Annotated in this window: 19 protein-coding genes and 1 pseudogene; 10 read left to right on the plus strand and 10 right to left on the minus strand. The window is 63.6% G+C overall.

Annotated features, from left to right (window positions below; all coding sequences use genetic code 11):
* Positions 1 to 273, minus strand: a pseudogene (locus tag MKK69_RS22345) (sugar transferase); the annotation flags it as partial.
* A 938-nt stretch (positions 274 to 1,211) separates the two neighbouring features.
* On the opposite strand from MKK69_RS22345, the gene MKK69_RS22350 reads away from it, so the two are divergent.
* The 3 genes from MKK69_RS22350 to MKK69_RS22360 all read left to right on the plus strand — a co-directional run bounded on the left by MKK69_RS22350 (position 1,212) and on the right by MKK69_RS22360 (position 4,718).
* The gene (locus tag MKK69_RS22350) at positions 1,212 to 2,891 is read left to right on the plus strand and encodes a GumC family protein (protein ID WP_243971562.1); all 1,680 of its coding nucleotides are present in this window, start codon (positions 1,212 to 1,214) and stop codon (positions 2,889 to 2,891) included.
* A 612-nt stretch (positions 2,892 to 3,503) separates the two neighbouring features.
* Positions 3,504 to 4,373: a glycosyltransferase family 8 protein gene (locus MKK69_RS22355; protein WP_243971564.1), complete on the plus strand. Its 870-nt coding sequence runs from the start codon at positions 3,504 to 3,506 to the stop codon at positions 4,371 to 4,373.
* A gap of 42 nt (positions 4,374 to 4,415) precedes the next feature.
* Positions 4,416 to 4,718 carry a hypothetical protein gene (locus MKK69_RS22360; RefSeq protein WP_243971565.1) on the plus strand — a complete coding sequence of 101 codons (303 nt, stop codon included), beginning with the start codon at positions 4,416 to 4,418 and terminating at the stop codon, positions 4,716 to 4,718.
* A gap of 156 nt (positions 4,719 to 4,874) precedes the next feature.
* On the opposite strand, the gene MKK69_RS22365 is transcribed toward MKK69_RS22360, so the two are convergent.
* Positions 4,875 to 5,681, minus strand: a complete 807-nt coding sequence (locus tag MKK69_RS22365; protein WP_243971567.1) for a hypothetical protein — start codon at positions 5,679 to 5,681, stop codon at positions 4,875 to 4,877.
* A gap of 1,101 nt (positions 5,682 to 6,782) precedes the next feature.
* Here MKK69_RS22365 and MKK69_RS22370 point away from each other — a divergent pair.
* Positions 6,783 to 8,183: a hypothetical protein gene (locus MKK69_RS22370; protein WP_243971569.1), complete on the plus strand. Its 1,401-nt coding sequence runs from the start codon at positions 6,783 to 6,785 to the stop codon at positions 8,181 to 8,183.
* Positions 8,184 to 8,479: 296 nt separating this feature from the next.
* Here MKK69_RS22370 and MKK69_RS22375 read toward each other — a convergent pair whose 3' ends face one another.
* The gene (locus MKK69_RS22375) at positions 8,480 to 9,151 is read right to left on the minus strand and encodes a L,D-transpeptidase (RefSeq protein WP_243971694.1); all 672 of its coding nucleotides are present in this window, start codon (positions 9,149 to 9,151) and stop codon (positions 8,480 to 8,482) included.
* A gap of 180 nt (positions 9,152 to 9,331) precedes the next feature.
* Here MKK69_RS22375 and MKK69_RS22380 point away from each other — a divergent pair, with 180 nt between their 5' ends.
* Positions 9,332 to 9,775, plus strand: a complete 444-nt coding sequence (locus MKK69_RS22380) for a VOC family protein (RefSeq protein WP_243971571.1) — start codon at positions 9,332 to 9,334, stop codon at positions 9,773 to 9,775.
* Between the two features lie 6 nt (positions 9,776 to 9,781).
* Here MKK69_RS22380 and MKK69_RS22385 read toward each other — a convergent pair whose 3' ends face one another.
* The gene (locus tag MKK69_RS22385; protein ID WP_243971573.1) at positions 9,782 to 10,225 is read right to left on the minus strand and encodes a cyclic nucleotide-binding domain-containing protein; all 444 of its coding nucleotides are present in this window, start codon (positions 10,223 to 10,225) and stop codon (positions 9,782 to 9,784) included.
* Between the two features lie 79 nt (positions 10,226 to 10,304).
* On the opposite strand from MKK69_RS22385, the gene MKK69_RS22390 reads away from it, so the two are divergent.
* A complete protein-coding gene (locus MKK69_RS22390; RefSeq protein WP_243971575.1) occupies positions 10,305 to 11,102 on the plus strand; it encodes an SCO family protein in 798 nt (265 codons plus the stop codon).
* A gap of 12 nt (positions 11,103 to 11,114) precedes the next feature.
* On the opposite strand, the gene MKK69_RS22395 is transcribed toward MKK69_RS22390, so the two are convergent.
* Complete coding sequence (locus tag MKK69_RS22395; protein ID WP_243971577.1) at positions 11,115 to 11,321, minus strand: hypothetical protein; 207 nt, start codon at positions 11,319 to 11,321, stop codon at positions 11,115 to 11,117.
* 255 nt (positions 11,322 to 11,576) lie between these two features.
* On the opposite strand from MKK69_RS22395, the gene MKK69_RS22400 reads away from it, so the two are divergent.
* Complete coding sequence (locus MKK69_RS22400) at positions 11,577 to 11,765, plus strand: general stress protein (RefSeq protein WP_043349455.1); 189 nt, start codon at positions 11,577 to 11,579, stop codon at positions 11,763 to 11,765.
* Between the two features lie 156 nt (positions 11,766 to 11,921).
* On the opposite strand, the gene MKK69_RS22405 is transcribed toward MKK69_RS22400, so the two are convergent.
* Together MKK69_RS22405 and MKK69_RS22410 are read right to left on the minus strand one after the other, a co-directional pair.
* Positions 11,922 to 12,287: a hypothetical protein gene (locus tag MKK69_RS22405; protein WP_243971579.1), complete on the minus strand. Its 366-nt coding sequence runs from the start codon at positions 12,285 to 12,287 to the stop codon at positions 11,922 to 11,924.
* A gap of 435 nt (positions 12,288 to 12,722) precedes the next feature.
* The gene (locus MKK69_RS22410) at positions 12,723 to 13,526 is read right to left on the minus strand and encodes a response regulator (protein ID WP_043349459.1); all 804 of its coding nucleotides are present in this window, start codon (positions 13,524 to 13,526) and stop codon (positions 12,723 to 12,725) included.
* A gap of 237 nt (positions 13,527 to 13,763) precedes the next feature.
* Here MKK69_RS22410 and MKK69_RS22415 point away from each other — a divergent pair, with 237 nt between their 5' ends.
* Positions 13,764 to 14,033: a NepR family anti-sigma factor gene (locus tag MKK69_RS22415; protein ID WP_243971581.1), complete on the plus strand. Its 270-nt coding sequence runs from the start codon at positions 13,764 to 13,766 to the stop codon at positions 14,031 to 14,033.
* 122 nt (positions 14,034 to 14,155) lie between these two features.
* Here MKK69_RS22415 and MKK69_RS22420 read toward each other — a convergent pair whose 3' ends face one another.
* Positions 14,156 to 14,332, minus strand: a complete 177-nt coding sequence (locus MKK69_RS22420) for a DUF1328 domain-containing protein (RefSeq protein WP_007568853.1) — start codon at positions 14,330 to 14,332, stop codon at positions 14,156 to 14,158.
* A gap of 204 nt (positions 14,333 to 14,536) precedes the next feature.
* Between MKK69_RS22420 and MKK69_RS22425 the strand changes: the two genes are divergently transcribed.
* Together MKK69_RS22425 and MKK69_RS22430 are read left to right on the plus strand one after the other, a co-directional pair.
* Positions 14,537 to 14,713 (plus strand): hypothetical protein, encoded by a 177-nt coding sequence (locus tag MKK69_RS22425; protein WP_243971583.1) that lies wholly within the window; start codon positions 14,537 to 14,539, stop codon positions 14,711 to 14,713.
* A 279-nt stretch (positions 14,714 to 14,992) separates the two neighbouring features.
* Positions 14,993 to 15,913: an MBL fold metallo-hydrolase gene (locus tag MKK69_RS22430; protein WP_243971585.1), complete on the plus strand. Its 921-nt coding sequence runs from the start codon at positions 14,993 to 14,995 to the stop codon at positions 15,911 to 15,913.
* Between the two features lie 16 nt (positions 15,914 to 15,929).
* On the opposite strand, the gene MKK69_RS22435 is transcribed toward MKK69_RS22430, so the two are convergent.
* Positions 15,930 to 16,709, minus strand: a complete 780-nt coding sequence (locus tag MKK69_RS22435; RefSeq protein WP_243971696.1) for a DUF1499 domain-containing protein — start codon at positions 16,707 to 16,709, stop codon at positions 15,930 to 15,932.
* 85 nt (positions 16,710 to 16,794) lie between these two features.
* Positions 16,795 to 18,627, minus strand: coding sequence for an AsmA family protein (locus MKK69_RS22440; RefSeq protein WP_243971588.1), 1,833 nt, complete (start codon positions 18,625 to 18,627; stop codon positions 16,795 to 16,797).
* Positions 18,628 to 18,797: the final 170 nt, after the last annotated feature.

Here is an 18,797-nt window from a genome sequence, read left to right on the forward strand (position 1 = left end):
CAAACCGGCGATGAGCAGGAGAAGCGGCAGCAGCAGGAACAGAGCGGTGGTGGCCACGCCCACGTCCAGCGCGCGCTTGGCCGCCCAGTTCAGGCGCAGGCCACGGGCCACGAACGGCGTCACCGGAAGCACCGTGACGCCCACGGCCTCGGCAGCCCCGCTCACCTGTCCGACCAGATGGCCGGTCACGTGCTCGGCGACCTCCGTCATCTCCACCAGACCGTGCGCCGCAACAAAGTCGGCGGACGCGGCAGGCTCGGCACGAGTCAGCATGGTCTCAGCTCCTTTGGCGAGCCCAATGGCGAACGTTAATGATTGGTTATTAAGGCGGTTTGTAGCGACCAAAACTTGTTTTGACAAGCAGGTCGTGAAAGCTTTTGACCTTAGAATTGAGGTCAAGAAGGCCCAAAAGCGCGGCGATCGGCCCAAGACAATTGCGGACACGGGACCGGCGAGTCAAATACACGGTGCGGCAGAAACTACGTAGATGGATCGGTTTTATTCGCATGTGCCGGACACATTGAAAACATTACTATCGCAAGAAGCATCTATCCCGACACCAAATCTCTTATGGCATGGGTTTTAGATTATTTTCTAGAAAATACAGTCCGGGTTTGATTCACGATCGATGGCTAGATGGATGAACGTCATCTTACACGAGCATCGAGAACGACGCCGACGCTATGATGTCGTTGCGCCGTGGACGTGTGAGCAGATGCGAGATAGCCCGTCACATGGCGGCGCGATTTGCCGAGTTAACGCCATCGCGTCGCCTCCGAGACCCATGGACTCGATGCATCGCATACCAATCGCCACCGATGCCTCACGGCCGAGCACAACCCCAAAAGCGGACGTACTTGGTCAGGCGCTGCGGCGCGGGGACCGATACAGCGTCGGCGTATTCAATAGGATCGCGCACCGGGCGGACCACGCCACCTCCGCAACCGCCGATGTCTGTGACCGACAGCGCGAACCGCCCCCAAAGACCGCCCTGGTTGCTATGCACCATAAAATTGGCTATACTAACTTTTGCAACAAAATATTTATAGTAATGCGTCAATATTAATCCAAAAATCCGATCCGCTGGCGAACTTGCTGTTTCGGAAACATGTGCCTTGACGATGATCTGTAGCCGATAAATCGTGAAAAGCCAATACTAGAAATACGAGTGCTCGCACGATTTGCTTTAATCGCTCACTGGACCGAGTCGGATGCTAGACAAGACACAAATCTTTAAATCCGATCCACTACAGGAGAGCAGAAGCCGCGATCGACGGCATACTGGCTTGGAAGATTTATTTGACTTTCTGCTGAAATGGGCGCGCGTTATTGGCGGAAGCGCCATTCTTTTCGCGGTTCTAGCATTCATATACGTGCATCTCTCGCCTCCGGACTTTGTGGCGTCTGCGCAGATACTTATCAACCCGCCACAACCGCAGCAGCTCCTGAAACAGGATTCGGGCCTCATCGATCTCACGCTCAACAACTCCCAGGTTGAGAGCCAGATCGAGATTATGCGGTCGTACAGCACGATTCTGCCGGTCGTTCAGGATCTGAAACTCGATTCCGACGACGAACTGGCGCTGCCGAACCGGGCCGACGCAACATCTGCCAGTAACAAGCAGCTTTACGGGGTCGTCGGCCGTTTTGCCAGCCGCTTGGATGTGAAACGCGTTTCCCAATCATACATCATTCAAGTTTCGTTCCGCTCGCAGAGCTCGAGCAAAGCATCTAAAATCGTGAATGCACTGTGCGAAGCGTATATCAAAAATCAGCTCGCGAGGAAGGTCGAGGACGCAACCCGCTCACGCGAGTGGTTGGAGCACCGGGTGCAACAGCTGCAAACGCAGTTGCACAAGGCTGCGCACGACGCCCAAGATTTCAGAACTGGCGTCAGCGGCCAATCACAAGCGACTGGGCAATTGGATGCCGAGGTCACGCTCTCGCAGCTTGACAGTGCAACGACCACGTACAGAAAGATGTATGAGTCTGCTCTGGAAAAGCTGACCGAGAATGTCCAATCGACCTCGTTTCTCGTCGCCGATGCGAATATCGTGTCTTCTGCGAGCCCCGAATTAGCACGCATCTTCCCCAATCCGAAGCTTGTCGTCGCCGTCGCCCTGCTCGGCGGCGCGTTGTTCGGTATCAGTGTTGCTGCCCTTCTCGACTCGCTGGACACCTCGGTACGATCGCCGTCTCAGGTCGAGGACGAACTGAATTGCCTCTGCTTTGGAAAAGCAAACCTCGCCAAGGGGGCAAGGCGTGCGCTCCGGAATAAGGCGCACCAGAAAATCGAGACCCGAACAAAGTTCTTCCTGAACAGGGTCATGGTTGCGATCGAAAGCGCGCATCTGCAGAGTTCATGTCGCAATATCGGTATTCTCGCTGTTTCAGAGGGGGATGCTTCCGCGGTCCTCACAAAACAGTTGGCGAATGCCCTTGCTCTGTCGGGCAAGAAAACATTGATCGTGGATGCGAGCCTGTCCAGAGCGAATCCCCTGTCGGCCCTCGCCTATGCATCAGGCTTCAACCCGCCGGTTCAAGCCGAGCACTACGAAGCGGTCGATGATCGGAGTCGAATTGTGCAGGTATCTTCGAACCTGTCGATCATTCAATTGGAAACGCCCATCGATGCGGGTTCGACCTTCGGCACCATGTCTGAGAAGCTTATTTTCTCGTCCGTGGCTGGGGTATACGACAACATCATCGTGAGTCTTCCCAGCCTTGCAGTGATGCCACCGTCGCTGTCGTTGCTGGCGCATACGGACGCGGTCATCTTGGTCGCGCATCTTGGCAAATCGCCCAAAGAGAGTGTCGCTGAAGCGGCAGAGTTCATCCGGGCGAGCGGGACACTCCTGCTCGGCGTCGTCTTAGACGAGTCGAAAGCCTGAGGCACAAAGCGAGACCTACCGACTTAAAGCTGGCAGCCGCTTTCCTGCACACGTGCCGCGGCGCCCTCTGAGTGCCGCTTACGCCTCCGGTATGAGTTTTTGCGGGCATCGGCACTATGTTCGCAATGCCGATCAGAATCAGATCAACGGTCTCCAGCCGACTTGACGTCTTCACGATCCATGCTCCGCAGAAGCATCGATTATATTGCCTGCCTAAGACGCTCCCGGGGCAGCAATAGAGTCTCAGGGCACCAGATCGCCGACAAGAGGCTTGCTACAGCTAAAATGTATAGAGATTGATCTTTGGCGGCAATAAATCTGAAAAGCCGTTATCCGATCAAATCAATAGAAGCGACTTTATTGAAAATCTTTGAGTTCCGGATTGTAGGCAAATAGAAAGACGACACAGGCTATAGACACAATGCGGTTCGCAATACTGATCTATTATTATGCCCACTACTTCGTGATTTTGCCGTACTAAAGGCTTTCCGACATCCTTTTATCTATAATCGGAGTGGACTTTGTCCTCCGGCGCACTAACTATGTTTAGCTTTCCATTTGTCAGCTTGTGAGAGATTAAGGCCAGTGCCCATATCATTCCCGGCACCACACATGACCCCGATCAACGTGATGTGTGCGGCCGACCGGAACTACGGCTCCTATGCCGGCATCGTCATGCAATCCGCGATGTCGGTAACGCGAGACGCGAAGATCCATTTCCATCTTCTTTCAGACGGAGTTCATTCAAGCGATATCGTAAAATGCCGAACGATCGCTCGCGAGCACGGAAATGACTTTTCCAGCTACGAAATTTCATCGAAGCTCACGAATCTTCCCAAAGCATTGCGTATGGCGAATCATCTGAGCAGGGCGGCCTATTCGCGCCTGCTGTTTGCCGACTTACTGCCCACTTCGGTGCATCGGATCATTTACCTGGACTGTGACGTGGTTTGCAGGCGGGATTTAACGGAATTGTGGGAGCTGGGGGCTGGTGTCGACGTACTCGGTGCCGTCCGAGACCCGTGGCTGGACCCCGACACAAAGCTGAAATCGTCCTTGGGCTTGTCTCCAGATCAAATCTACTTCAATTCTGGTGTTCTGCTCATAAATGTTGACGCCTGGCGCGCGGAAAATACCGAAGCGCGGCTCTGTGACTTCGTATCGTCGCGGCCCGACATCAAGCATGCCGATCAAGACACGTTGAATGCGGTTCTTAGCGCGCGCCTCACCGAGGTGCCAGAAAAATGGAACATGATGATCGATCATCCGCGACGGGAGGACGAGGGTCATTTGCGCGACCATGCCGCGATCCTACACTACGTCGGCGGTTTCAAACCCTGGCACCTCGGTTATCACTTGACCAATCCGCTGAAGGGTAAGCCCTACGCTGCCGAGAAACGGCTTTCACCCTGGCGATCAAAATTCCCGGACTTTCAGTGGCGACGCGTGACCAGAAAATTTCGATCGCTTGTTCGGACCTAAGCCGACATATTGCCCATGTGTTCTAACAGCGAGTTCAGGGATATGGCGGCACGATATGCCAGGGCGACGCTGCTCCTCGCCGTCTCCGTCTTGTCGATCTCGCGCGCTTTTGCCAAGGATGACGAGCCGAGTTGCGCCGACCTGATCGGTGGCCTCAGGATAAAATCCGGCATCGATTACGACACGGCTGCCGCCAAGCTAAGATCGAAGGGCTGGCGCCAGACATCCACGACGACCCAGAATATCGGCGCGTGGACCAAAGGTGGGCGCGCGATTTCGGTGACACTTAATCTCGGAAGCGGCACGTCCGTGACGACTGTCGGTGCCGTGCGGTGCCGCAATTGAGCGTTTGGGACGCCGGTTCGTTTTGGATGAGGAGACCGTTGGAGACGGGCGGCAACCTGCCTAACGGTGGTCTGGCCCACTGCTCGGGATCGATCGCAGCGACATCGACGTCCAGATTTTTGTTCCGTAGGCGGGTGAGGAATCTTCAGATCCCGGTCAACGGGGAAGAACATACTTCGCCACAGCGGGGAGGTGTTCGCGCCAGAGCGCGCTCTGAATTTGGTAATGACTGAGATTTTGGTCTGACATCTTATAATCTTGAAGAGCGACGATCGGATTTCCGCAAAAATAGGGTCGCCGGGGCGGCCGGGGATAATAATTGAAAAAGATCGCCGCGCGGTTCTTGCCGGTCGCTGGTCTGCCGCGATGATAATAGCGCGCGGTGTCGCAGAAAATGACGCTTCCGCTCCGACCGACGCACGTTACGATGTCACTCGCTTCGATGGGTTTCCCCACGATCCTTTCGAGCTTGTCGTGTCTCACCGGGCGTTTGTATGGGCGCCCACCTTTGAAAATTCGATTGCGGACCATTTCAAATGGGCCGCCGTCCATGTCGACATCATTCAAATATATCGCAATTTTGACAATGCTCTCGTCTTCCCCGTCAAGATGCCAAACACGTGCGCCGCGTTCTCGACCATCCGCCAATGTGTAAAATAGATTGAACCCCCCGAACGCGACCGGCAGCCCGAGATAGCCCTCGACGATTTGCAAAAGCTTTTCATTGAGTCCGAATAAATAGATCTCAGGCCGATTCGCCAGTTCGCGTTTGCTGGCCTGAATCAGATACGGATCATTGTGATGGGCGGAGGCTTCGGCAAGCTGCAACTCGATATCCCGACACACGTTCTGGGCCTGCTCCAGCATCGGCACGACGCCGTCGAGGCTCAGATCATCGAGGTGGGCTTGGTAAATTCCATCCTCGCACAGGGACGTTACAATCTTCCGCTCCGTCTCGTCCAAGGAGTCGAGCCGTGACTGGTGCGTGGCGCGGAGCGAACTATAGTAACGTTCTATTCTTTTTGTTGCCAATTTAGTTGACAAAAATCCGTGCAACGCGTTCCGAGCAGTACTTTCGAATTTTCGACGGACACGCTTCAAGACGTACATCTTGCCAAACCCTCTCGTGTGCCCGCTCCTCATGCAATCCCTATGCCTGATAGCAATAGGCGAGGCGCTTTATGTTTATTCATTGAATGCAGGTTTAGACGTCGAATCGTGAATGCGGTTATTGTTAGCACCAAATAGTCGACCCTTGTCAAGCAATTCGTATTTCCGGTCTATCGCAAGAATTTTCAATTTATAGGCGGCGAATTTAAAGGTATTATACTCCGTTCTGGCATCTTAGAAGGATATTGAGGTGCGGGGTCTCCCCCATCGCGGAGTCGTTTGGGGTTTGTGGAGTCGATAGATCCTGTTGTCTTCGCGAGTGCCGTCATGAAATACGGCAACGCTGTAGTTCGCTCGATGCAGGCTCGTATATCGATCGTCGTAGATCTTGTTCACTGGATCGGTCAGTCGGGTATGGATTGTCCCCTCCCCGGCTAAACCATGCCTCGCTCACAAGGCCCTGGTCCTGAAGTCGAAGATGCCTTGCCGCATCGCGCTTCGAGGATAAACTTACGGTCGAAAGCTGTATCGTTATCGATTTGATCTCGATAGCCGGTGGGGTTCCAGTCCTCTCTAGCTATTGTCGACAATATTACGTGTATCATTTCATCTCATAGCACATCATTGGTATTTAATATTGCCTCTCCGCTTTAGATATTTAAGACTATATTGCACGCTCTACATTTCTTTGAGAGTTCGGACCGGATCCCGGCCCGAGGACGCGGCAGGGTTCGTATTGTTTCGACCCGTGGCGCCGGGAGGACTGCAAGGGGGATTCTCACGCGCCGCCCGCGCAGCGATGGATCACTCATCCGAGATTTTGCATAGGGTCGCGTCGAATAATACTCGGGTCGACCCGCGCAAGGCCAAGCCTGTCGAAAAGGAATCCTGGTGTTGATCCGTGCAGGCGGCGTTGCTGCGTATTAGCTGCTTACTACTTTTGGTGATTGCTATTTGACCGATGTTCACTGGCGTATTATGGCTTCTGGCGATTATCTGAGGTTTTTGAGCACAATCATGCGATCACGCTTGTGGACATCCGTCATCGTCGGCACGTCGGTCCTCGGGATGGGCGGTGCCGTCGTCGCACAGCGGACGCTGCATGATCAGGCTTCCGTGCTGGCTCAGAACACGACTGCGGGTACGACGGCCGGGCAGCTCGGCGCGAATCAGACTCAAGCAATCGAGAGTCGTGATTTCCTCGACCGGATCGGCGTCAATACACATATACACTACACAGATGGGGGTTATGCAAACGTCGAGAAGGTGATTGATGCGTTGAAATTTGTTGGCATCAGCAATCTCAGAGATTCGGTGCCGGATCGATCGCTTCCGGGCGGTGGCGGATACCACTTCGACAAATTTGCGGATGCCGGCTTCAAGTTCGACTTTGTCGTATCGCCGAATCTGCCGCTGGCGAAAACGTTATCGATGCTCGAAACTTTTGCGGAGGCGCATCCGGATGCGATCACGGCGATCGAGGGCCCGAACGAGGTCAACAATTGGCCGGTAACATACAACGGCGAGACGGGACCGAAAGCGGCCGTCGCGTACCAGGATGCTCTCTACAAGGCGGTGAAGAATAGTCCGCGTCTCGAAACACGACCGGTTTATAATCTCACCTCCTGGCCGGAGCTGATCGGCAAGTTCGATGTGTACAATGCGCACACCTATCCGCCGAAGGGTGAGCAGCCGGAAGCGGCTGTCCGAACCATCGTCGAGCATCTGCGTGAACTGGATCACGGCAGCTCGGCCGCGATCACGGAGGTCGGTTATTATACGTTGCCGGGGAAGGGCACATGGGGCGGCGTGGACGAAGCCACGCAGGCGAGTCTGTCGCTCAATCTGATCCTGGATGCCATCGATAGTGGTATCGTAAAAATCTATCTGTATCAGTTGCTGGATGCCTATCCCGATCCGTCTTCGAGTGAAATGGAGAACCACTTCGGCTTGTTCGATGTCGGATATCGGCCCAAACCCGCCGCCTCCGCGATCCGCAATCTGATCAACACGGTCTCGACCGGGGATCGGGAAACCTCATCAGCCAAGGGGCAAGCGCCGTCTCTCACGCTTTCGTCCGGTGACCTGAAGGTCAAGAGCCTCCTCGTGACCGGAGACGGCACGTCCTCGACCCTGATCGTGTGGGACGAGCGGAAGATCTGGGATAGCGAGAAGAACGTGCCCGTGCCCGTCCCGGCGGTGGATGTCACGGTCGAGAGCGACCGCGCCTTCTCGAAGGTGGACATCATCGATCCGACCAAGGCCGCCGAGCCCATTCAGACGCTTGGCAAGGGTCAATCGGTGACCGTCGCGTTGGAGGGACATCCGATTCTCATCAAGTTCCGGGGGGAATGACCGGGGCACTCGGGTTTTCGAACCGATCCGAATTCGACGCGGGAGCGGCGGCGGTCGAGCCATGATGGCTCGATATGCCGTTTCTCAAAACCCGGATCGATGCCCTCAGCCGGTGCCCTATTCTGCTGGCCGGGACGGCGCCGGCGGTTGGACCGGATCGGACGGCCGCGCGCGGGCATCCCTCGGGTTCACCGCAGCGTCCGTCCTGGGGTGCGCCGGGTTGGCGCCGGACCGGCTCGCCGTCGGTCCGGCCGCACAGGCCACTCAGCCCGCGGGTTGAGATCCGGCCGCGGCGCTCAGACCCGGTATTTGCCGTTGCGCATGACGAGGACGCGCGCTCCCACCGGCACGCGCTCGTAGAGGTCGGCGATGTCCTCGTTCAGCATGCGGACGCAGCCTGACGACAGCTGCTCACCGATGCTCCAGGGCTCGTTAGTGCCGTGGATGCGGAACAGGATGTCGCGGTTGCCCTGATAGAGGTAGAGCGCCCGCGCACCGAGGGGGTTGTCGAGGCCGCCCTTGCGGAGCCTGGGTAGGTCGGGGTTGAGCGAGACCATGGTGGTGGTCGGGCTCCAGTCCGGCCAGACGCCCTTGCGGCCAACCCGCGCCTCGCCCTTCCAGGAGAAGCCGGCCTTGCCGACGCCGACGCCGTACTGCATCGCGGTCCCGTCCGCCTGGACCAGCATGAGCTGGCGCTTGTCGATATCGACCACGATCGTCCCGGGCTGCTCCGGACCGTTGTAGCTGACCTGCTGACGGCGGTATTTGGGGTCGAGCCGCTGAGTGTCGACCAGCGGGATGTCGAAGGGCTTGTCGGGCTTGGCGCCGATGTACCAGGCGGCGTCGTCATCCTGCGCGACCTGCATGGGACGGGTCTGACAGGCCGCGAGCGGCGCCGCCGCCACGAGGGCGAGCAGGACCCGCGGGAGCCGGATCCCCCGGATTCGGCCCCAGGCCGGGCGGCGCATCGGGTTCATCGGGTCTGTCACGCGGTGTCCATGCATCCGGATATGCGTACCGCCTCCCCGCCGGGGGCGATGTAGCTTTTCCGCCGCAGCCAAGCGCGCCCGGACGGCTCCCGCGGCCATGGTTGCGCCCTAATTCAGATTGGGCAGCGGAGTCCTGTCGACGCCTGCCCGGAGTGAACGATGCCCGAGACCCAGACGCTTCCCGACGCGATGACGGTCGCGCCACCGGGATCGCTCAGCCCGGCAATCCATCTCGATCATTGCGTGATCCATGTCAGCGACTGGGCGCAATCGAACGCCTTCTACCGGGATGTGGTGGGCGCGGAGGTGGTCGAGCGGGGCGATGGCTTCGCCTATCGGTTCGGCGGCGTGCAACTGAACTGCCACGGTCCCGGCGTCAGCCCGAACGTGGTGGCGGCGCATCCGGTGATGCCCGGCAACAGCGATCTCTGCTTCCGGTGGTCCGGAGCGATCGAGGAGGCGGTCGCGCATCTCGAAGCGCGGGGCGTCCCCGTGGAACTCGGTCCCATCGCGACGGCGGGTGCCGCGGGCTCCGGCATCAGCGTCTACTTCCGGGATCCGGACGGGTCCCTCCTGGAATTCATCACCTATCCGACGCCTTGACGCGCCTCAGCTCCGGCTCTCCGCCAGGGCCTGGTTGGTCTGTTCCAGGCGCAGGGCCAGCACACGCATCAGGGCGATGCTGATCTGTGGAAACTGTGCGAGCAGTTCCAGGAACACCCCGCGATCGATCCGCAGGGCCGTCACGGCGGATTCCGCCGTAACGGTGGCCGACCGGGGTTGCTCGGCCAGGATGCCCATCTCGCCCACCAGGGCGTCCTGACTGAGGAGCGCCAACCGCACCGGACCGGCCGGACCATCGATGCTGACCTCCGCGGTCCCCTTGAGGATCACGTAGGCCGCGTCCGCCACATCGCCGCGGGCGAAGAAGCGCTGCCCGGGCTCGAAATGGACGCGCTCGCTGGTGAAGGCCAGGAGCTTCAGGCGGGCCGGTTCCACCTCTCGGAACAGCGGCACCTGCTTCAGGGAGGAAACCTCGGTGTCGAGGGTCATACGGCGGCTCCGCGGCGGGTCAGAGGCCCAGGACGGCGGGGCCGGACGGGCCCGCATATCCATGCGGTTCGTCAGACACTTGTCCAGCCCCGCCGGAGGTTCCGGCGCCGCGCTGGCGCTTGCCCTTATCCTCGCGGCGGGGCCGGCCTGCGCGCGCCTTGTCCAGGCCGACCTCGCCCGCGTCGCGGTGGCACCGCCGCCGGGGGCCCGAGCGCCCCTCGATCTCCCGGTCACGGACGCACGCACCGGGCAAGCCATCACCCTCGGGCGGGCGCTCGCGGGGCGGCCTGCCCTGCTGCTGCCGGTGGACTACACCTGCGGCAATGTCTGCGACCCGATGGTGTCGATGTCGGCGGATGCCCTGGCCTCGACCGGCCTGGCACCGGAAGACTACGCATGGGTGCTCGTCGGGATCGATCCCCGCGACGATGCCGCGGCCGCACGCCGCATGCTGGCCGAGACGCTGGGCGAGCGCATTGCATCCGTCCGGCCCGAGGCGCTGATCGTCTCGGACGCCGCATTGGCCCGCCTCACGGCGTCACTCGGCTACACGGCAGTCTACGATGCCGGGACCGACAGCTTCGCCCATCCGGCCGCCGCCCTGTTGCTCGCCGGTGATGGGCGGGTAGCCCGGATTCTCTCGCCCCTGGCGCTGACCGGGCGGGATCTCCGCCTCGCCCTCACCGAGGCCGGTGAGGGGCGCGTCGGGGGGCTGGCGGACCGCTTCGCCCTGCTCTGCTACGGCTACGACGCCGCCCGCGGGGTCTACACGCCCCTGGTTCAGCGCATCCTGACCGTGGCGGGGATCGGGACGATCCTCGCGATCGGCCTCCTTGTCCTTGGCCTGACCCGCCTCACACGGGGGCGGGCAGCCTGAATCGACCGCGGGTCAGCGCTTCGTCGACAAACCCTGCGTGCCGGGCGCGGGCGCATCGCGCTTGAGGCTCGCATTGAGATGCGGCGAATCGACCGGTTCCTCCCGGGTCGTCGGTGTGGACGAATCCTCCGGCGCGGGCATCGGCGGCAGCGTGGGGGTGTTGGGCTGCGGCACCGGCGTGCCCCCGGCGGCGTCTTTTACCATGTTGCGGTTCGTCATGCGGGCATCATTCCTTCCTCGAACCGCGCAGCGAGACAGTTCGCGCGCGGTGACCCGGAGCCCAGCGCCAATCCTCCGAGGCATTGCCCCGGCCAGGCGCCGGCATCCGTCCAGGTCGTTCCGCAACCAACGCGGCGCACAACACCCCGGTTGCTGCCAAGCTTGATTGCCGGAAGCTTGACCAGGTCTGGGCACAGGAACCTTGGTTACTGCTGAAGGTTGTTGCGGGGTGAAGCGAAGCCAGAGGAGGAACTGATGGCATCCGGAAATTCGACCTCGAAGCGGGGCTTTGCCTCGATGAACCTGGAGCGGCAGCGCGAGATCGCCAGCAAGGGCGGACGCAGTGTGCCGGCCGAGAAGCGGTCGTTCTCCCAGGATCGCGAACTCGCCTCGTCCGCCGGACGTAAGGGCGGTCAGTCGACGGGGACCGGCCGCGCCGAGTGAGGCGGTCGCGTCAGCGTTTTGCGTAACGGCGCTGCGTCCCCTGGACCGGCGCCGTTCTTCGTATCCCTGCCGTCTGTCCGACGGGACTTCCACCACACGAAAAAGGGCCCGCCAATCTGGCAGGCCCTTTTTCGTGTGGTGGAGTGTGGAGCAGGATCAGGAGATGCAGCGACCCGGGGTCATGCGCCGCGCTTCGGGACCGACCAGGGAACTGAGGGCCGTCTCGCAGCCTTCCCGCACAAGTCGACGCGTCGGCTGCCTGAGAATCGGCTTAATGCTGGGATCCTGCGCCTCACCGGCCACCGGCATAATATGGTCATCGATCTTCTGGACGCCGGCGATCCGGGTCGGGCTGATCGCCAGAGAGGCCGGGCGCATGCCGGGCAGTGGCGCGGGCGCGGACTGGGCCACCAGCACAGGTGGCGTCCAACGGTCGGCCGTGTCGCGGACCACCGGCTGGATCAGCACGGTGAGAAGAGCGGCGGGAGCACTCACGCCCAGAATGAAACCAGACCGCAGCATCGTCCCGACCTCATCGTGAGAGCTTGACAGGATGTTTTGATAACGCGCTCTGCAATCGCAGGTTCCTAGACTGCCGCGCTTTCAGGAATCCTGAGTATTCGTCCGCGGCGCGGGTGTTGGTGCGGTGGCGCACCCACGCAATCCACAACCATTCCCTGTGGCTCCGGCGCAACGCTCACGGACAAAGTGCGTTTTTTGGAACCTCATGGGGCGGCAATCGTTCTTCCAGCACCCGGCCACCTGGTCCTCCCCGCATTCCCCTTGTGCATCGGCCGGAACCTCTTCGACGGGCTGGAGATTTCTCCGGCCCGTTTTTTTGCGTCGCCGTCGGACCCGCGGCAGCCAACAAAAAAGCCCCGGCTTGCGCCGGGGCTGCGATCACCAGTCGTTGCTGGGCCGGCGGGATGAGCGCCGTGGCGCCGTCTCGCGGAGATCTCAAGCCGTCTTGGCTTCCCGCCGACGGGCGGTCTGCTGGAAGAACAGTGCTTGGCTGATCACCGCGGAGACGTTGGCAGGCTGGAACGGCTTGGCGATGAGGAAGGCCGGCTCGGGCCGCTCCCCGGTGAGGAACCGCTCGGGATAGGCGGTGATGAAGATCACCGGAACCTCGAAGGTCTTCAGCAGATCGTTCACGGCATCGAGGCCCGACGAACCGTCGGCGAGCTGGATGTCGGCCAGGATCAGGCCGGGGCGCTTGCCCTCGCCGGCGATCTTGATCGCCTCGGTCCGGGTCCGGGCAACGCCGATGACGTTGTGGCCGAGGCCCTCGACCAGCGCCTCGAGATCCATGGCGATCAGCGGTTCGTCCTCGATGATGAGGATCTCGGTCGCCATGTCGGCGGCGAGTTCGCGGCCCGCCTCGTCCACGAGGTCGCGGACCTCGGAGACGTCGACGCCGAGGATGATGGCCGCATCCTCCTCGGAGAACCCTTCGAGGCATGAGAGCAAGAAGGCCTGCCGCGGCAGCGGCGTGATCTGGCCGAGGCGGACTTCCGCCGGAAGATCGTGCTGGACCTGCTCGCTGCGGCCGTTCACCGAGAGCGAGTTCCAGATCCGCGTGAAGACCCGGAACAGGTCGGCCTTGATGTTGGTGCTGCGCCCGAGCGTATCCGGCTCGTTGACCAGGGTCTCCAGGGTGGCGGCGACATACGCGTCACCCGCCACTTGGCTCCCCGTGAGCGCACGCGCGTAGCGGCGCAGGTACGGCAGGTGCTGTACCACGAGTTGCGATGTCGACATTCGATCCCCTGTGCCTCGCCGTGTTGCCCGGCCACGATCGCTTCGGTTCGTGACCGAAGATGTGCCGGGGCCGGCTTGTATGCTGCGCAGCCTATCGCCCAACGCGGAGGCCGGCACTCCGTTCCACCCCCCGGCGGAACCGATCCCGGCGGGCAGGCGTTGCAACCGCAGCCATGGCGTATGTCGAGCCGCAGCACAATGCGGCCGAGCCGACTTCGGCAGTAAGGGGCGTGTGGGATGGTCGATCAAGGCAAAGACGCCGGTCTTCGCGCGCGCGAAGCGCCGGTGAGCACTGCTTCAGATCACCAAACGCACGCGCAGGCTGAGCGTCGACCCCGGACACCTGCGGGGCGAGCCGCGCCTCGAAACGGCCTCAGCGAACACACGCGAAACCGCCTCGCCGTGCAGTTGCGGGAGATGTACGACACGGTCACCGAGCAGCCGGTGCCCGACCGCTTCGCCGAACTGATCGCAAAACTCGACAGCGCCGAACGTGGTAAGGCCTGACGTATGGCACCCCCGGCGTGGGCTGTGTTGCCTGCCGCTATGAAAAAACCGCCGCACGGGGCGACGGCTCTTCCGAGGTCGAGATGCCAGCCCCGGACAAGGGCTGACGTCTATCGATACCCCTAAAGGGTCGGAGACCGGCCGCGCATCAGACCAACGACGGCCGAGATCGCGAACAGGACAATCGCCACGAAGAAGACCAGCTTAGCGGCCTCCATGGCGGTTCCGGCAATGCCACCGAAGCCGAGCAGAGCGGCCACGAGAGCGACGACGAGAAAAGTTACGGCCCAACCCAGCATGGTTCGTATCCTTCGGAAGTATCGACGCGGCCGGGCCGCATCGTTCTGAACACAAAAACGCCAAGGTTCTGCTCTGGTTCCGCCGCCTTGACAAAGTCCGGTGGGTCGTTCGGCGCCGGGATCGGGGCGCGGCGACATGTGACGGAACGGGACGGAGCGGGTAGCGTTCGAAGATAGGTCTGCAGGTTCGATTCGGGATCCGTGATGCTGCAATCTGCCAAGAACACCGCTCGTGCGACGCTGTCCGCGCTGCAGGGCCGCCTCGCCGAAGCGGCCTCCACGGTCGCCGAGGCGCTGCGCGCCGCCACTCTCGGATTGGCCGCCGAACCAGTTCCCGTGCCGGTCCGTGTGCGAGACCGTCGGCCCGGCCGCATCGGCTGATCGACCCCGCCTTCCGTCCCGGTCCCCACGCCATGACGGATTAGGTTTCTTAAGTAAGAACACCTGGGGCCGTGCGCGTCCGGCCCCGCGATCAATCCGGTCTGTCCCAGCCGGGAAAACAGGCCGGTTTGCGTCAGCCCGCTCTCGGGAGCGCCCCCGGGGCGACTGTCGGCAGCACGCGTCGAAGAGGCGACGCGGATCCAGCCCTTCGGTATCGTCACGGTTCCGATCCCTGTGGCGATGCGCTAGAACCCCGCTGACCACCTGTGCGGGGCAGCGATGGCGGACGCGGACGAGAGCAACCTGACCCTCGACCGATCGATGCCTGCCGCCGGACGGCTGGAGGCGGTCGCACCGCTGATCCGGAGGCGGATCGCGCCGAACGGCGGCCCGTTTACGGCGAGCGGGACTTGCACCTACGTGGTCGGCCAGGGCCGCGTCGCGGTTCTCGATCCCGGTCCGGACGATCCAGCCCATATCGACGCGCTGCTTCATGGTCTCGCCGGCGAGCACATCGAGGCGATCGTCGTCACCCACACGCACCGGGATCACTCGCCGGGGGCGCGACTCCTGGCGGCCCGCACCGGCGCGCCGATCGTCGGGTGCGGGCCGCATCGGGCCGCCCGGGCGCTCGCCGAGGGGGAGGTGCCGCTCCTCGACGCCAGCGCCGACCGCGCTCACGCCCCCGACCGCGTGATGACGGAGGGCGACCTCGTCTCCGGCCCCGGCTGGACGCTGGTTGCCGTGGAGACCCCCGGCCACACGATGAACCACCTGGCGTTCACCCTGCCGGAGGCGCAGGCCCTGTTCTCGGGCGATCACGTCATGGCGTGGTCGACCACGATCGTGGCGCCCCCGGACGGCGAGATGCGGGCCTATATGGCCTCCCTCGACAAGCTGCGCAGTCGCGATGAGACGATATACTGGCCGGGTCACGGCGGCCCGGTCCGCGAGCCGGCGCGGTTCCTGCGCGGGCTGGCCTGCCACCGCCGCCAGCGCGAGGCGGCGATCCGCGCGCGCCTCGGCGCCGGCGATACCGGCATCGCGCAGATCGTGGCGGCGATCTACCAGGGGCTCGATCCGCGCCTGAGGGGCGCGGCTTCGCTCTCGGTCTTCGCCCATCTGGAGGATCTGGTCGGGCGCGGCCTCGTGGCCGTGGACGGCACGCCGCGACTGGACGGCACCTACGCGCCGGTCTGAACCGGGTCGGGGCGGATCATTTCACCGCCAGGGCGAGATTGGCGACGTCGTCCAGATAGGTGCGGATCCGGTCGGCGTTGCTGCCGAAATCGCGCCCCCCGAGCCGGGAGGCGGACCGCACGTCGATCCGTGTTCCGTCGGCGCGGGGGCGGATGCGGACGGTCACGTCGTTGGGCAAATTGAGGACGAGACCGCGCGCCACGGCCTCGATCCGGCCGTTGCCGGTGCGCCCGCCCGGGCGGATCGCCTCGACGATCTGCCAGTGGCGCTTGAGCGCGGCCTGGCGAGCCAGTTCGAAGGCCTCGTCGGCGCCGATATCGAGGGTCAGCGGGGCGATCTGCGGATAGGCGCCGCGCTGGCGCTCGCGGAGCGCCGTACCCGGATCGGGCGGATAGCGGCCGCCGCGGGCCGCGAAAGCCGCGCGGGAGCGCGAGAAAGCGGGCGGATTGTCGATATCGGTGGTGATGTCCGACAGGGCGGACAGCCGCAATCCGCGCAGGCCGAGATAGGCGGGGTAGCCGAGCACCAGCAGCGCCAGGATCAATCCGCCCAGGGCGGCCCCGAGACCGCGCGCGCCCTCGCGCCAGACCCGCACGAAGGCGAAGACCGCCGCCGCCGCCGCTGCGAGCGCGATACCGAGCCCAGCGACCAGGGCGACGAGGGCGGCGTCGGTGTCGGCGCGGGGATCCCGGACCAGGATCATGGCGATCCCCGTGGCGACGATGGAGAACACCGCGAGCTGCCGGGCCAGCGGCCCCGCGCGGGTGACGGGTTCCTCGACGAGCAGACGGCGCATGGCACTCATGGACGGGTTCCGGCGCCCACTCATAGAGCTTGGCCGGCCGGGGCGCCATCGCGGCGGCGCAGCGGGATACGGCGGTTCAGGGCACGTAGGCGCGGGCATTCACCGGAAGCCCCTCCGCGCCGGGCCGCCCGTTGACGTCCGGCGGCATCGCCTCCCCGACCCGGGGCGCCGGATCGGCGCCCTCGCCCCGCGCGGCGGTCTGAGCGGTGGGGGCATTCCAGGGACCCGAGACCTCGAACAGGAGGCCGCGGGACGGGTCGGCCGGGCCCCGCAAGACGAGGTCGCCGCGGAGATCGAGACGTCGCTCTGGGACGGAGACCAGTCCGCGCACGGTCGCCCCGACGCTCGGGCCGAGCAACCCCGCCTCGGTGATCTCGCCGATCCCGTCGACGAAGCGCAGGGCGATCGCGGCACGCTCGATCGCCGTCCGGCCGTTGCGACGCGCCAGGGCTCCGAGCGCCACGACGCCATTGCGGTGGACGACATCAACGAGATCGAGCCCGGTGATCGTCCCGCCGGCGATGCTGAGCGCCGCGCGGCCGCCGAGATGCGCCAGCAGACCGACGGAATCCCGGGCGCTCGCCTCCAGGGTGAACTGCCCGTTTGCCGGTCCGGCCAGCCAGCGCGATGCGCCGATCTCGCCCAGCACGGTGCCGAGCTCGATCCCGTCCAGGCTCGCCTGCAGGCGCATCCCGGTCTCGGCCGGATCGGCCCCGCTGGCGAGGATCACGCGGCCCTTGACGGTGCCGTCCTGCACCCGCGCCCGGTTCACCGCGATCTCCAGCGCCGCCTCCCGTACCAGGACGCTCGCTGCGAGGTCCTGAACCTGGACGGGGCCGACACGCCCCGCCGCGGCCGACAGGCGCAGGTCGAGGTCGCCCCGGGTGAACGGTGCCAGGGCCAGGGGCTGGGGGTCGCGGCCGAACAGCCGCGCCGCATCCTCGACGAGGGGAGCCACGTCGAGGGTCTCTGCCGCGAGGGTCGCCTGCACCGAGAGGCGCGGTGCGGCGCCGGAGCCGAGGGCGACGGCGCCCGCGCCCTCGAGAACGTTCTGGCCGAGCCCGATGCGCAGCCGCGGACAGGATATGGACCGGTCCGCGGTCTCGAAGGCGCCGGCGATCGAGAACGCGCCCGTGAGCGGCGAGAGCGGCACGTTCCACCCGATCCAGGCCAGGCTTTCCGGCAGGGAACTGGTCTCACCGCGCATCTGCCCGGCCAGGACGGGCCATGCCGCTCCCGGTCCGGCCGTCTCCACCGTGCCGTCGACCGCGACGCTGCCGCCCGGCCACGTCGCCTCGGCGGTGATCGGGCTGCGCCGTCCGATGGCGATGTCGGCCGGACGCAGGTGGGTGACCGTGATCCGCGTCGGGACGCCCCGCCATGTCAGGCGCGCGCTCGCTTCCGCCGACGCGCTCCAGAAGGGCCACGCCACGTCGAGATCGATGTCTTGGGCCGCGTCGTCCCCGGCGATGCGCGCCCCGCTCACCGTGATCCGGCTCGGATGGACCGACGCGCCGGACCGGACCCGCTCGGCGAGCCGCGCCAGGGGTCCGTTCCAGCCGGTGGCGCTCGCCGAGAGGCGGCCGCCTTCGAGATGCAGGCCGCCGACCTCCGCGCGCCCGGCCAGGAGACCGACCGGATCGATGTCGATGCCGAGGCGGGCTTCGTCCACCAGGGCCGGGCCGCCCGTATCCGACGCGACGCGCACGCGCCCGAGGGTGAGGCGGGGCAAGGGCAGCAGCGTCAGGCTCGCCGGTCCCTGGACGGTCAGGGCGAGTCCGTACGCGTCGAGGGCGTGATCCGCGAAGGCGCTCGCCCGGCCGCCATCGACCGGCCAGTCGTGCCGGCCGAGCCCGACGGCGATCAGCCCCAGCGGGACGAGGAGGAGGAACGGAGAACGCAGCGACATCATGCTCCGGACGGGACCGCGGCTGCGGCCCTAGCCGGGTGCCGCGAGCGGCCCCCTCAAGCCGTCGCGGCCCGACAGGGTCTGCACGTCGCGCTGGCCTTTTAGCGCCCGCGCCGGGATTTGTCTGCTGGACTCGCGCGGGGAGCCGCGCCGGCCGGGGGAGAACCGAT

The sequence above is a fragment of the Methylobacterium sp. J-026 genome, from assembly GCF_022829585.1.
Lineage (GTDB): Bacteria > Pseudomonadota > Alphaproteobacteria > Rhizobiales > Beijerinckiaceae > Methylobacterium.